The 13,201-nt window shown below is 64.9% G+C and carries 14 protein-coding genes; 2 read left to right on the top strand and 12 right to left on the bottom strand.

What is annotated here, in order from left to right:
- Nucleotides 1-175 precede the first annotated feature (175 nt).
- Nucleotides 176-703: a sugar O-acetyltransferase gene (locus tag BRSPCE3_RS26910; protein WP_244069500.1), complete on the bottom strand. Its 528-nt coding sequence runs from the start codon at nucleotides 701-703 to the stop codon at nucleotides 176-178.
- Between the two features lie 17 nt (nucleotides 704-720).
- Nucleotides 721-1,704, bottom strand: coding sequence for a bifunctional riboflavin kinase/FAD synthetase (locus tag BRSPCE3_RS26905; protein WP_244069314.1), 984 nt, complete (start codon nucleotides 1,702-1,704; stop codon nucleotides 721-723).
- A 214-nt stretch (nucleotides 1,705-1,918) separates the two neighbouring features.
- On the opposite strand from BRSPCE3_RS26905, the gene BRSPCE3_RS26900 reads away from it, so the two are divergent.
- Entirely contained in the window at nucleotides 1,919-2,314 is a 396-nt protein-coding gene (locus BRSPCE3_RS26900; protein WP_016844467.1) for a response regulator, read from the top strand.
- A gap of 343 nt (nucleotides 2,315-2,657) precedes the next feature.
- Here BRSPCE3_RS26900 and BRSPCE3_RS26895 read toward each other — a convergent pair whose 3' ends face one another.
- The 7 genes from BRSPCE3_RS26895 to uvrC all read right to left on the bottom strand — a co-directional run bounded on the left by BRSPCE3_RS26895 (nucleotide 2,658) and on the right by uvrC (nucleotide 9,680).
- Nucleotides 2,658-3,512 carry a TIGR01459 family HAD-type hydrolase gene (locus BRSPCE3_RS26895; RefSeq protein WP_244069312.1) on the bottom strand — a complete coding sequence of 285 codons (855 nt, stop codon included), beginning with the start codon at nucleotides 3,510-3,512 and terminating at the stop codon, nucleotides 2,658-2,660.
- Nucleotides 3,513-3,527: 15 nt separating this feature from the next.
- Complete coding sequence (locus BRSPCE3_RS26890; protein WP_244069310.1) at nucleotides 3,528-4,940, bottom strand: EAL domain-containing protein; 1,413 nt, start codon at nucleotides 4,938-4,940, stop codon at nucleotides 3,528-3,530.
- A gap of 153 nt (nucleotides 4,941-5,093) precedes the next feature.
- A complete protein-coding gene (gene prmB / locus BRSPCE3_RS26885) occupies nucleotides 5,094-6,065 on the bottom strand; it encodes a 50S ribosomal protein L3 N(5)-glutamine methyltransferase (protein WP_244069308.1) in 972 nt (323 codons plus the stop codon).
- Entirely contained in the window at nucleotides 6,065-6,532 is a 468-nt protein-coding gene (locus BRSPCE3_RS26880; protein ID WP_244069305.1) for a molybdenum cofactor biosynthesis protein MoaE, read from the bottom strand. The genes prmB and BRSPCE3_RS26880 overlap by 1 nt, the downstream gene beginning before the upstream one ends.
- An 8-nt stretch (nucleotides 6,533-6,540) precedes the next feature.
- Complete coding sequence (gene moaD / locus BRSPCE3_RS26875; RefSeq protein WP_244069303.1) at nucleotides 6,541-6,792, bottom strand: molybdopterin converting factor subunit 1; 252 nt, start codon at nucleotides 6,790-6,792, stop codon at nucleotides 6,541-6,543.
- A complete protein-coding gene (pgsA, locus tag BRSPCE3_RS26870; protein WP_244069301.1) occupies nucleotides 6,789-7,403 on the bottom strand; it encodes a CDP-diacylglycerol--glycerol-3-phosphate 3-phosphatidyltransferase in 615 nt (204 codons plus the stop codon). The genes moaD and pgsA overlap by 4 nt, the downstream gene beginning before the upstream one ends.
- A gap of 192 nt (nucleotides 7,404-7,595) precedes the next feature.
- A complete protein-coding gene (gene uvrC, locus BRSPCE3_RS26865; RefSeq protein WP_244069299.1) occupies nucleotides 7,596-9,680 on the bottom strand; it encodes an excinuclease ABC subunit UvrC in 2,085 nt (694 codons plus the stop codon).
- Between the two features lie 264 nt (nucleotides 9,681-9,944).
- Here uvrC and BRSPCE3_RS26860 point away from each other — a divergent pair, with 264 nt between their 5' ends.
- A complete protein-coding gene (locus tag BRSPCE3_RS26860; RefSeq protein ID WP_244069297.1) occupies nucleotides 9,945-10,568 on the top strand; it encodes an outer membrane protein in 624 nt (207 codons plus the stop codon).
- A 273-nt stretch (nucleotides 10,569-10,841) separates the two neighbouring features.
- Here the strand turns inward: BRSPCE3_RS26860 and BRSPCE3_RS26855 are convergent, their stop codons facing one another.
- The 3 genes from BRSPCE3_RS26855 to BRSPCE3_RS26845 form a co-directional block, all read right to left on the bottom strand.
- A complete protein-coding gene (locus BRSPCE3_RS26855) occupies nucleotides 10,842-11,054 on the bottom strand; it encodes a cold-shock protein (RefSeq protein WP_016844477.1) in 213 nt (70 codons plus the stop codon).
- 260 nt (nucleotides 11,055-11,314) lie between these two features.
- A complete protein-coding gene (locus tag BRSPCE3_RS26850; protein WP_244069296.1) occupies nucleotides 11,315-12,175 on the bottom strand; it encodes a 23S rRNA (adenine(2030)-N(6))-methyltransferase RlmJ in 861 nt (286 codons plus the stop codon).
- Nucleotides 12,176-12,405: 230 nt separating this feature from the next.
- Complete coding sequence (locus tag BRSPCE3_RS26845; RefSeq protein ID WP_244069294.1) at nucleotides 12,406-13,092, bottom strand: ribonuclease T2; 687 nt, start codon at nucleotides 13,090-13,092, stop codon at nucleotides 12,406-12,408.
- Between the last annotated feature and the right edge of the window lie 109 nt (nucleotides 13,093-13,201).

The following is a 13,201-nucleotide window of genomic DNA, read 5'->3' as shown; positions in this document are numbered from 1 at the left end:
GATCAATCGCGGGTGAAAACGGCGAAAGTCCCGGTCTTGCGCCGAGCCTTCAGGCTCAGGCGGAAGCCGGGCCGCTAATCCGTATGATGCGCCGCGAAAACATGGGGTTTCCATAGCAGCCAGACGGGGAAATCGCAAAGGCCCCGCCACCTTAAATCGGTCCGGGCAAGGGCCTCTAAACCGGCCGCCGCCGGGCCGGATTGCCCGCCACGATCGTCCCGGGGGCGACGTCCCGCGTCACCACGCTGCCGGCCCCGACCAGGGCGCCGTCGCCGATGGTGACGCCGGGCAGGATGATGGCACCCCCGCCGATCCAGACGTCGCTGCCGATCCGGATCGGGCGGCCGAATTCCAGGCCCGCGCGGCGGGTTTCGGCATCGCGCGGGTGGTCGGCGGTATAGATCTGCACCGCGGGCCCGATCTGGGTGCGATCGCCGATTGTGACCGCGACGACGTCGAGGATGACGCAATTGAAGTTGAGGAACACGCCGTCGCCGAGGCTGATATTGCTGCCGTAGTCGCAGAAAAACGGCGGGCGGATCACGGCGTCCTTGCCGACCCGTCCGAAACGCTCGGCGAGCAATGCGTGCAGCTCGGCTGCGGACGCTGCGCCCGACGCATTGTAGCGGGCCATCCATCGTTCCGCCGCGGCATGGTCGGCGGCGAGCTCGGCATCCGGGCGATACAGCTCGCCCGCCAGCATTTTCTCTTTCTCTGTTTTCAACCAATCACTCCGAGCTGCGGGAACGCGTCCGGCGCCGCGGCGAGGAATGCGCGGGCCTTGGCGCTGTCGTCATCCATCTGGCGTATCAACGCCTCGATGGTGTCGAATTTCAGCTCTTCGCGAATGAAACCGATGAATGCGACATCAAGGACCGTGTCGTAGAGATCGCCCTTGAAATCGAACAGGAACACTTCGAGCAGCGGCGCGCCATTGTCGAAGGTCGGGCGGCGGCCGAAGCTGGCGACGCCGTTGAACCGTACCTTGTCATTGTCGTGGGCCTTGCCGACCCGCACCGCATAGATGCCGTGCTTCAAACCGCAATGCTTGTCGAGGCGGATGTTGGCGGTGGGATAGCCGAGGTCGCGGCCGCGCTTCTCGCCGTGGATCACCTTGCCGGTGACGAACCACGGGCCGCCCAGCATCGTGGTGGCCTCAGTGATCTCGCCCTCGGCGAGTGCCATGCGGATCGCGCTGGAGGAGACCGGACGCTCCTCGATGTCGACATGGGCCTGCACGTCGACCTCGATGCCGAGCCGCGGCGCTTCGCTGACCAGGAGGCTCGGCGAGCCGACCCGGCCCTTGCCGAAATGGAAGTCGTAGCCGACCGCGATGCCGCTGATGCCGAGCCGGCCGATCAGGTCATGGTGAATGAAATCCTGTGCCGTGGTGCCGGCGCGCGCCTTGTCGAAGGTCATCACGACCGCGCCGGCGAGTCCGGTGGCCGCGAGCAGCCGCAGCTTGTTGGTCTCGTCCGTGAGGCGGAATTGCGGGGTGTTGGGGCTGAAGAAGCTGCGCGGATGCGGCTCGAAGGTCACCGCGAGCGCGGGCACGCCGTGGGTTTTGCCCATCGCCAGCGCCGCGCCGATCACGGCGCGGTGACCGAGATGCACGCCGTCGAAATTTCCCATCGCGACCACGGCGCCCTTCGGAATGACGCTTTCGGGGGTGTTGTCGCGGATAACGGTAAAGCCGGTGCTCATGTCAGGTATTCTTCAAGGATTCTTAAGCATGATTGTTGCGGGCCGGACCGTGACGCGGCGGCGGCGTGGAAGTCAAGCATAGCGAAAATCGCGTCAAATCCGTAACAATCCGGATTCAGCCGGTTAACGCGCTGTTTAACGCCTGCTGTTAGTCGTTGGCGGAAAGCTGCGTTTGTGCAGAAGCCAAGTTGCGTTAGTGGTTTTGGGGGGAAAGATGGCGGTTGATTTGTCCATGCCGGTTCTGGTGGTTGATGATTACAGCACCATGATCCGCATCATCCGGAATCTTCTCAAGCAGCTTGGATTCGAGAATATCGACGATGCGTCCGACGGCTCGGCCGCGCTCAACAAGATGCGCGGCAAGAAGTACGGCCTGGTGATTTCCGACTGGAATATGGAGCCGATGACCGGCTACGATCTGCTCAAGGAAGTCCGCGCCGATCCCAACCTCGCGACCACGCCCTTCATCATGATCACCGCGGAATCCAAGACCGAGAACGTGATCGCGGCCAAGAAGGCCGGCGTGAACAATTACATCGTCAAGCCGTTCAACGCCGCCACGCTGAAGACCAAGATCGAGGCGGTTTTCCCTGACATGGCGACGGCGTAAGCGCCCACATCGATCGCATCGACTGAATTCAGGTCAGGCCCGGGCAGAAGCGCGTCTTCGCGCTGGCTAGCTGCGTCGTCATCCTCACCTGTCATCGCCCGGTTCAACCGGGCGATTCAGTACGCCGCAGCCCATCGGCTCAAGCACGACCGCCTCTGGAATACTGGATCACCCGCCTGCGCGGATGATGACGCTGGATGGCACTTGCACTGCTTCGGAATATTAGAAATGTATCCCTGAGTTGCCCGACGTGTCAAGCCGCCTGGTCGACGTTCCGCCGCCACCGGCTACTGTGCATGGGGTTGTTTTCGATTTTTTGGCGGCGGGCCCCTTTGGGGGGCCGCTACCATTTCAGCTCGCGCATCAGCGCGCGCGGCGGATGGCCGAACAATTCCTTGATCGAGGCCGCATCGAGCTGCTCGATGCCCTCGAACTGTTCGGAATGGATGCCGCGGGTGACGAACAGGAGATCGATGCCGAAGTTGTGGGCGCCGGTCAGGTCGGTGCGCACGGAATCGCCGATCGCAAGCACGCGGCTGAGTTCGGTCGGATGCCCGCGGCGCTCGGTGGCAAGCCGCATGGCGCGCTCGTAGATCGGCCGGTGCGGCTTGCCGTAGAAGATCACCTCACCGCCGAGTTCGCGATAGAGTTCGGCGACCGCGCCGGCGCAGTAGATCAGCCGGTCGCCGCGCTCGACCACGATATCCGGGTTGGCGCAGACCAGCGTCAGCTTGCGCGCCAGCGCCTTCAATAGCGTGTCGCGATAGTCTTCGGCAGATTCGGTCTCGTCGTCGAACAGGCCGGTGCAGATGATGTAGTCGGCCTGCTCCAGCGGCACCATGGTGGCGTCGAGGCCGCGATGGATCGAGCTGTCGCGCTCCGGGCCGATCCAGAAGATCTTCTGGCCGGGATGATCAGCCACGAAGTGCCGCGTCAGGTCGCCCGAGGAGACGATCGCGTCATAGGTCTCGTCGGCGACGCCGAGCTTGCGCAGCTGGCGCTGCACGGAATCGGCCGGCCGCGGCGCGTTGGTGATCAGGATGACGGTGCCGCCCTGCTTGCGGAATGTGTGCAGGGCCTCGCAGGCCTCGGGAAAGGATTCGAGCCCGTTGTGCACGACGCCCCAGATGTCCGACAGCACGACGTCGACGCCGGCAGTGAGGTCGCGCAGCCGCTCCACGAAACGCAGCGAATTCATGATGCGATCTGCCGGCTAATTCGGACCGAGCGCGCGGCGTGCCAGTGCGGCGCTGCCGGTTGCGCGCGGCGGCGCTGCGGGGCTGGAGACGGGTGCTGAAGTGCCGGCGCCATTAAGATCCTGTGGGTTGGCTTGCGGAGCCTCGGCGGTAGCAGATGCCCCTTCCGGCCGCAACGGCCGCGGCGGCGCGAACAGGAAGCCCTGGCCGAACCGGACATCATAGTCGAGCAGGTCGACCACCGAGCGCTCGCCCTCGATCCGCTCGGCGATCAGGTCGATGCCGTAGCGGCCGAGCAGGTCGGACAGATCGGACGGATGGATATCCGACGTCGCGCTCTGCCTGGTGTCGAGCAGCAGCGCCGCCGGCACCTTGATGAAGCGGACGCCGCGATCGGCGAGCTCGCGCGGCTCGAGGCGGAGATCGCTGACATGGTCGATCGAGAAGCGGTAGCCGCGCTGCGCCAGCGCCGCGAGGTTCTCGCTTTCGACCGGGCCGAGATTGCGGAAGGTGGCCTGCTTGAACTCGAGCACGAAGGACGGCGCCAGCGCGCGGTTGGCCTCGAGGAAGTCGAGACATTGGGTGAAGTGCGCCGGGCTTGCCAAGGTGCCCGCCGAGACGTTGCAGAACACGCCGACATCCTTGCTGCGGATCATCAGGCGGCGCAGCACCTGGACGCAGCGAAGCATCACCATGTGATCGATGCGGCCGATCAGGCCGCCGGCCTCGGCCGCCTCGATGAAATCGTCGGCGGCCAGCACCTGGTCGCGCTCGTCGCGCAGCCGCGTCACCGCCTCGTAGTAGCGCACCTTGCGCTGCGGCAGCGTCACCATCGGCTGCAGGTAGATGTCGAGGCGGTTCTCGTCGATGGCGTGCTTGATCGCGCCGATCAGCTGGCTCTGGCTGCGCGAGATCGCCGACGGGGCGGTGGGGGGCGGCGGTGGCGCGAACACGACGGTCGGCGCGGGTGCAGCCGGTTGCAGCAGATCGTCGCGCGCCGACGCGACCGGTTGCTCCGCTGGAGCAGTTGTCAGCAGATCCTCATGATGGGCGACGGATGCCGCAAGCTGCCGCACCAGTCCGCCAAGCTCGCTGATCTCGCCGGCCATGCTCTGCATCCGGTCGGCGCCGGTGGAATTGGCCGAGGCGACGCGGCCCTCGACCGCGGCCAGCCGGCGGCCGAATTCGGCGACCTGGCGGGCGAGGTCGGCGGTGCCGCGCGACAGATCCGCGATCTGGCCGCCGACGTCGCTGCGGTCGCGCAACCGCATCGAGACCGCGTTATAGAGGATCAGGCAGGTGAGGGCGGCCAGCGCCACGATCGCCGATTCCGATCCGCTGATGCCCGCCACCGAATACAGCACGAAGCCGAGCGAAGCTGCGACCAGCACCATGCAGATGGCGATGAAGATCGTCGAAATGCGAATCATGTCGCGCGCCCGCGCCCTCTGTCCGAACGTCCCCGGAGCGCAAGCTTAGCACCATTGTTGATTCGACGGGCCAGCGATCTTCGGAACCGGCTGGAACTGCACACGATTTTCGCTTGGCTCGCATCGGGCTCCGTAAATCACCGGAGCCGGCGGTCAGAGGTCGGCAGCGGCGATCCAGAACACCTCGCCCTCGGAGTCCTCGGTGTCGAGCCAGAGCAGCGGCAGGTTGGGATAGGCGGCCTCGAGATTGTCGCGGCCGCGGCCGATCTCGCAGAGCAGCCCGCCCTGCGGGGTCAGGTGCTGTTTCGCCTGATCCAGCAGGCGGCGGACGATATCGAGCCCGTCAGCGCCGCCGTCGAACGCGATCTTCGGCTCGGCGCGGCACTCGCGCGGCAGCGCCGCCATGCCCTCGGCATCGACATAGGGCGGGTTCGAAATGATCAGGTCGTAGCTGGCGTCGCCGAGCGGCTTGAACAGGTCGCCGCGATGCAGCGTCAGGCGGTCGTTGAGGCCGTGGTCGGCGACGTTGCGCGCGGCGACCTCCAGCGCGTCCTTTGAGATGTCCACCGCATCGACCGCGGCGTTGGGAAAATGCCGCGCGGCCAGGATCGCAAGGCAGCCGGAGCCGGTGCAGAGGTCGAGCACGCTTCCGACTTCCTCGGGATCGCCGATCAGCGAAGTGCCGTCCTCGTCGCCGCCGAAATGCGAGTCGAGCAATTCGCCGATGAAGGAGCGCGGCACGATGGTGCGCTCGTCGACATAGAACGGCAGGCCGCGCATATAGACCTTGTTGACGAGATAGGCGGCCGGCTTGCGCGTCGAAATCCGCCGCTCGATCAGGTCGAGGATCTGCTTGCCTTCGGCGATGGTGACGCGCGCGTTGGCAAAATTCTCGAACTGGTCGGGATGCAGATGCAGCGTCTCGCAGATCAGGAACGCGGCCTCGACCACCGGATCGGTGGTGCCGTGCGCGAACACGAGCTTGGCGGCGTTGAAGCGGCTCACCGCGTAGCGCAGGAAATCGAACAGGCTGTGAAGCTCGCCGGCGCCGACCTTCGGTGCCTTCCCGGCCGCTTTCGGCGCGGCGAGGCCGCGCCTGGCCGGCACTTTGCTGCGCTTGGCCATCAGGATTTGGTCCAGCGCGCAGCGGCCGCGTCGTCATGGCCCTTAGCCTCGATCCAGCTGGTGCCGCGCGCGCTCTCCTCGCGCTTCCAGAACGGCGCGTTGGTCTTCAGATAGTCCATCAGGAACTCGGCTGCCTCGAACGCGGCCTGCCGGTGCGCCGAGGCGGTCACGACCAGCACGATGTTCTCGCCCGGCGCGATGCGGCCGAAGCGATGAATGATGGTGAGGCCCTGCAACGGCCAGCGTGCCAGCGCCTCGTCGGCATGGCGCGCGATCTCGGCTTCAGCCATGCCGGGATAATGCTCCAGCGTCAGCGCGGCGATCGGCTCGCCCTGTTCGCTGCCGCGGCAGATGCCGCTGAAGCTGACCACCGCGCCGACATCGGTGCGGCCCTTGCTCAAGGCCGCGATCTCCTGCGCGACGTCGAAGTCGGCTTCTTGGATGCGGATGGTCGCTGTGACAGTCATGAGCAGGTTTAGCCGCCGGTCATCGGCGGGAAGAACGCGATCTCGCGGGCGCCCGCGATCGCAGCATCGGCTTTGACATGGGCGTGGTCGATCGCGGCGCGGATCACCGTGGGCTTCTCGAAGGCATGGGCGTAGCTATCGTCGCGCGCGGCAAGCCAGCCGATCAGCTCGCCGACGGTGCGCACCTCGGCCGGCGGCTCGACGATCTCTTCGGCCTTGCCGACGCGCTCGCGCACCCAGGCGAAATATTTCAGCTTCATCCCTCATCCTCCTTGATGAGGTGATGGATACCGGCGCGGAAGTAATCCCAGCCGGTGTAGATGGTGAAGATCGCCGACATCCAGAGCAGCACGATGCCGATCAGGGTGGTCGCCGGGAACACCTGCTCGCCGGCTTCGCCCGCGATCAGAAAGCCGATCGCCACCAGCTGGATCGTGGTCTTCCACTTGGCGAGCTTGGTGACGGGAACGCTGACCCGCAAGCCTGCGAGATATTCGCGCAGGCCCGAGACCAGGATCTCGCGGCACAGGATCACGATCGCCGCCCACAGCGTCCAGCCGTGGATCGAGTTGTCGGCGGCCAGCATCAGCAGGCTGGAGGCGACCAAAAGCTTGTCGGCGATCGGATCGAGCATCCGGCCGAAGGCGGACTGCTGGTCCCAGATCCGGGCGTAATAGCCGTCGAGATAGTCGGTGACCCCCGCCGCGATGAACACGGCCAGCGCCACCCAGCGCAGCCACAGCGGGCCGTCCAGGATCGACTGCCAATAGACGCATCCGATGACCACCGGGATGGCGGCGATCCGGGCGTAGGTCAGGATATTCGGGAGGGACAAGGTCTTGGTCTGTCCCCGGGTCGTGGCGATGTTCATCCGTTCTACCAATACCGCTGAAGCGAGAAGGTCAACCGTGCGGGCGTCACAGCGCGGCGAGATTATCCTGAATCGTCATTGCGCCTTAGTCCCTTGTTTATGCGTGATCTTTTCGGAGTGTTGCTTCGCACTTTGTCGCATCATGCCCCAGATGCCCTGTCGCAGGCGACGCCCTGATGACTCGCCTTTGGTTTAACCCGGCTGGGCGTGGAAAAACTCGAAAATCTTGCGGGCGCTCTCGGCGCTGACGCCGGGAACCTTGCCGAGGTCGGCGATCGAGGCCCGTTCGATCTCCTTGAGCGTTCCGAAGTGGTGCAGCAAGGCACGTTTGCGCGACGGGCCGATGCCCGGGATCTCCTGCAGGCCGGCCTCGCGGATGTCCTTTTTGCGCAGCTTGCGGTGCGAGCCGATCACGAAGCGGTGGGCCTCGTCGCGCAGCCGCTGGATGAAATACAGCACCGGGTCGCGCGGCTCCAGCTTGATGGCCTCGCGGTCCGGCATGAACAGGGTTTCCCGCCCGGCGTCGCGCTCCGGCCCCTTGGCCACCGCCATCAGCGAGACCTGGGTCAGCCCGAGATTTTCGAAAATCTCCCTGACCGCGTTGAGCTGGCCGCGGCCGCCGTCGATGATGACGAGGTCGGGCCATTGCGGGAATGAATCGTCATCCGCCTTATCGTTTTCCTTGGCTTTCGCGGCCTCGCCCTCCGGCGGCTTCAGCAGCCGCTTGAAGCGGCGCTCCAACACCTCGCGCATCATCCCGTAATCGTCGCCGGGCGTCAGCCCTTCGGACCTGATGTTGAACTTGCGGTACTGGTTCTTCATGAACCCGTCGGGCCCCGCCACGATCATCGCGCCGACCGCGTTTGTGCCCTGGATGTGGCTGTTGTCGTAGACCTCGATGCGCTTCGGCGTGCGCGGCAGGCCGAGCGTGGCGACCATGCCCTCCAGCAGCCGGCTCTGGGTTGCGGTATCGGCGAGCTTGCGGCCGAGCGCCTCGCGCGCGTTGGTCAGCGCGTGGCCGATCAGCTCCTTCTTCTCGCCGCGCTTGGGCACGGAGACCTCGACCTTGGATCCGGCCTTCACCGACAGCGCGTCGGCGAGCAACGCGCTTTCCTCGATCTCGTGCGACAGCAGGATCAGTTTCGGCGGCGGCTTGTCGTCGTAGAACTGGGCGAGGAACGAGGACAGCACCTCCTCGGGCGTAAAACTCTTCTCGGCCTTCGGGAAATAGGCGCGGTTGCCCCAGTTCTGGCCGGTGCGGAAGAAGAACACCTCGACGCAGGAATAGCCGCCCTCCTGGTGGATCGCGAACACGTCGGCCTCTTCGACCGTGCGCGGGTTGATGCCCTGCTGCGACTGGATCGCCGACAGCGCCGCGAGGCGGTCGCGGTACAGCGCCGCGGTCTCGAATTCGAGCTCGCCGGAGGCCTTCTCCATCTCGGCCGCGAGCAGCTCCTTCACCGCGTGGCTGCGGCCGGAGAGGAATTCGGTCGCCTCGCGCACCAGCTCGCTATAGCCGGGGAAGTCGATCTCGCGGGTGCAGGGGCCGGCACAGCGCTTGATCTGATAGAGCAGGCATGGCCGCGAGCGGCTTTCGAAGAAGCCGTCGGTGCAGGAGCGGATCAGGAAGGCGCGCTGCAGCGCCGTGATGGTGCGGTTGACCGCGCCCGCGTTGGCGAACGGGCCGAAATAGCGGCCGGGCCTGGACTGCGCGCCGCGATGCTTGAGGATCTGCGGCGCCCAATGGTCGCCTGATATCAGGATATAGGGAAACGACTTGTCGTCGCGCAGCTGCACGTTGAAGCGCGGGCGGAGCTGCTTGATCAGATTGGCTTCGAGCAGCAGCGCCTCGGTCTCGGTCATGGTCGAGACGATCTCGACATGCGTGGTCGCCGCGATCATGCGCAGGATGCGTGCCGGCAGCGGCGCGTTGGCCCGCGCATAGGACGACAGCCGCTTTTTGACGTTCTTCGCCTTGCCGACATAGAGCACGTCGTTGGCGGCGTTGAGCATGCGGTAGACGCCGGGCGAGGTCGGGGCGAGGCGGACCGCGTTCTCGATCGCGGCATGCCCGATCGAGAGCGTGCCCTCGGCGACCACCTCGACGGTGTCCTCGGACGCCTCGGGCAGACGTGCGTCATCCTCCTCCTCGGCGGCGGAGGTTTCGGGATCGACATCGCTGGTGTCGAGCGTCAGGTCGTCCTGCGGCAGGTCGGACTTTGAACCGCGCCGCGCCTTGGGGGCCGGCGTGGGGCGCTCGGGAGAATCGTGAACCATGGGCCGTAAACTAAGCGCTTGGGGGACCGCTCGCCAGCGTTGGCGGCACCGGAAAACAGCCCCGATCGCAGCAGGTTACCGACCCCGCGCCGTGGCGGCAGCTGGCGGGTAACACATTGTTAAGACTGATGAGCGCCCCGGTAACCGGGCTTAACAGCCCTTTAACTTAAAACTCTCGATAAACCTTAGCGAAAAAAGTGGAATTCCGTAACCACGCCGGCCTTCGGCCAGCGGGCTGCGGCAGTTGCGTGGTGGAGAGTATCAATGACCCGGTTTGTTGCGCGTGCGCTGGCACTGATCGTCGCAGGCTGGACGACCTCGGCGGCGTCGGCGGACCTCAACTACGGCTCGCCCTATACCGTCTATCAGCCGCTCAACGCCTATAGCTGGGCCGGTCCCTATCTCGGCGGCAATATCGGCTACGGCTGGGGTTCGGTGGAAAACAACCCGACCAAGCCGTCCGGCTTCGTCGGCGGCGTGCAGGCGGGCTACAATTTCCAGAACGGCTCCCCCTGGGTGTTCGGCATCGAGGCCGATATTCAGGGCACCACCGCGGACGACCGGTTCGCGCCCTGGAAGTTCTCCAACCCGTGGTTCGGCACGGTGCGCGGCCGCGCCGGCTATGCGGTCAACAACGTGCTGTTCTATGCGACCGGCGGTCTCGCTTTCGGCGAGCTGCGCGGCGAGACGTTCGGCATCACGGAGTCGCACACCAACGCCGGCTTCACCGTCGGCGCCGGCGCCGAGATGGGCTTTGCGCCGAACTGGAGCGCCAAGATCGAGTATCTCTACGTCGATCTCGCCAACAGCAACTTCACGATCACCGGCGGCGCGTCGAACGGCTACAGCTTCAGCCTGGTTCGCGCCGGCATCAACTATCACTTCTGAGAACAAGAAGACGTCGACCATCAACTCCCGGCTGCGCCTGGCGCGGCCGGGTTTTTCTTTGTGCTGACGATCTCGACATCGCGCGACGGCACGCACACGACCGCGTTCGCAAAGCCAGTCCGTGGGCCGCACGTCTCGGACATGCGGCACGGGCAGTTGCGTCCGCATCATGCAGGTGATCATGCAGCGAGCGCGAGCCGCGCGCCCGGCAGTCAGTTCACACGCAACGCTTCATTCGCCGTTCATGACGAGCCGCGCATCGCGAGCCGCTCGTCATGAAACCACCAGGTTGACCGCCTTCGGGCCCTTGCCCTTCTTGTCGGGTTCAACCTCGAACGTAATGCGCTGTCCTTCAGTCAGGTCCTTCAAACCTGCACGCTCGACAGCTGTGATGTGAACGAACACATCGCGGCCGCCGTCATCAGGCTTGATGAAGCCATAGCCACGCTCTCCGTTGAAGAACTTGACTGTCCCAGTCATGGCCATCGGGAAACTCCTCCCCCGTATTGCTCCACCGCTACGCGCACGCCGCGTAGCGGTTGACCGACATTCGCTTGTCGGAAGCTTGGCCACCTGAACAGGCCGGCGTCACGCCACCGGTCTGCCTGGATTTTATTTCGGCCTTGTCACTCCGCCGCAACCATTCGCGGAAGCGGAACGTAAAGCCAGTCGTAACAGGATGAGCATAATACGGTTCCGCGCAAATTGCCTATGCTCAAAATCGACTTTTCAGTGGGTGCTGTAGATCAAGGTTTAGGCGTTTCGAGTCTGAAGCGCGCCGCGCCGCCCTGACCAAGCGGCTTCTCGAGTTCGGGAAGGATGATCTTCAGCTCGCCCGCCAGCGTCCACGGCGGATTCACTATCAAAAGGCCGGTGGAAACGAGGCCAGCGTCGGCTTCTTGCGGCGCCACACTGAATTCCAGGCGCAAGCATTTGCCTGCAGGCCGGCCGGTCGCCGCTGCAGCAGCGACGCTGCGTGCGAGCTCGTCGGTGGCTCTCCGGGATTTTACGGGGTACCACATAAGATATGCGCCGGTCGGCCACTTCGTAAACGCTTCCGCAAAAGCACTGGCCAGCCGCTCGAACTCGTCCTTCGCTTCGAATGGCGGATCGATCAGCACCAGGCCGCGCCGCTCGTTCGGCGGCACGAATGCGGGCAGCGCCATCCAGCCGTCGAGATCGACAACGCGCGCCTGCGCATCACGCCGCAACGCATCGATCAATTGCTTGCGCGCGGTCGGTTCGATCTCGCACGCCGTGAGGCGGTCTTGCGGACGCAGCAGCGCTCGCGTGATCAGCGGCGAACCGGGATAGGCTTTCAGTTCGCCTCGCGGATTGAATGCCCTGACGATGTCGAGATAGGGCGCGATCAGCGGCAACGCCTTGTCGGAGAGCCGCGCCTGCATCAGTCGCGCGATGCCGGTGAGCCATTCGCCGCCGCGCTGCGCTTCGCTCGAGGTCAGATCATAGAGGCCGGCGCCGGCATGGGTATCGATGACACGGAACGGTGCCTGCTTCTCCTGCAGATAGGTAAGCATGCGCACCAGCACGATGTGCTTGATGACGTCGGCAAAGTTGCCGGCATGAAAGGCGTGTCGGTAATTCATGAGCTGATCGCGCTGCGCTCCAGAGGGTGCGCATGTTGTACTTCGTCATGCCCGGTCTGTCCCGGCTTTCGCTCAGGCTTCGGCAGGATTAACGTCCGAGCTCGGCGAAGCCTTGGCGTCGCCGGCTCGCGGGCATCCATGCCCTATCCTGCTTCGTGACTGCGTCGACGGTCGGGCATTCCGCGCGGCGGCGCGCCGTGCGGGTCCGACCGGCAATGACGCTGAGGATTTCAGCCGCCGCGCACCGGCGGCATCAGCACCTGATCGCGGCGGCATGCGCGGCGATCGATTTCCTCGCAGGAGCGGAATTGCAGATCCTTGCTGAGGCAGATCCGCACCTCGCTGAGCCGCTTGCTGTCGCAGGTCACCGAGATCGCGGAGTTGCTGAGCCCGGGATTGGCTTTGATGAACGCGGTCTCCAGCTCGTCGGGCGCGATCGTCTTCGGCTCCGACAATTGCAGGAATTCCTCGGGGATCTTCACCGCGGCGCGGGCCTTGCGGATGGCTTCGAAATAGGCGCGCTCGCCGAGACCGGAGCAGGTGCCATGCTTGTCCCATTCGTTGTAGATCAGGCCGGGCGCGGGCATCAGGTCGAGCATCGAGGTCATGATGTTGCGGGCGAGACGCGGCGAGGGCCGCTGGCAGTATTCCGGGAAGCCCCGCTCATATTGCGGCCACAGGCCGTGCACCACGAAGGAATAGGGCCGTCCGCCGCACTGCGCCTGGGTGCCGCGGCCGTTGCTGCCGCGCTCGCTCGCCGCCTCGCAGAACGAGGGCGACCACGACAGCGACAGCACATAGAAGTCGAACTCACCGGGTGCATTCTGGCGGCGATCCTGGGCCGAGGCCCCAACCGCACCACAGAGAACAAAGGCAGCTGAAATCAGGAATCGGGAAATTGTGACCAACCGAGGCATCAAACGCTCCCCTCAAACGACCGTTTCGAGCCTAACAGGCTTGCGGAACATTTCAAGAACAAAAGCCGCCGTCTCAAGGGCGGCGGCTTCCGTTTATCCCAATCTGGTC

Origin of the sequence: Bradyrhizobium sp. Ce-3, assembly GCF_022835695.1 — a bacterium.
Taxonomy (GTDB): domain Bacteria; phylum Pseudomonadota; class Alphaproteobacteria; order Rhizobiales; family Xanthobacteraceae; genus Bradyrhizobium.
The sequence above is the reverse complement of the archived record's forward strand: the minus strand, read 5'-3'. Positions and strand labels throughout refer to the sequence as shown.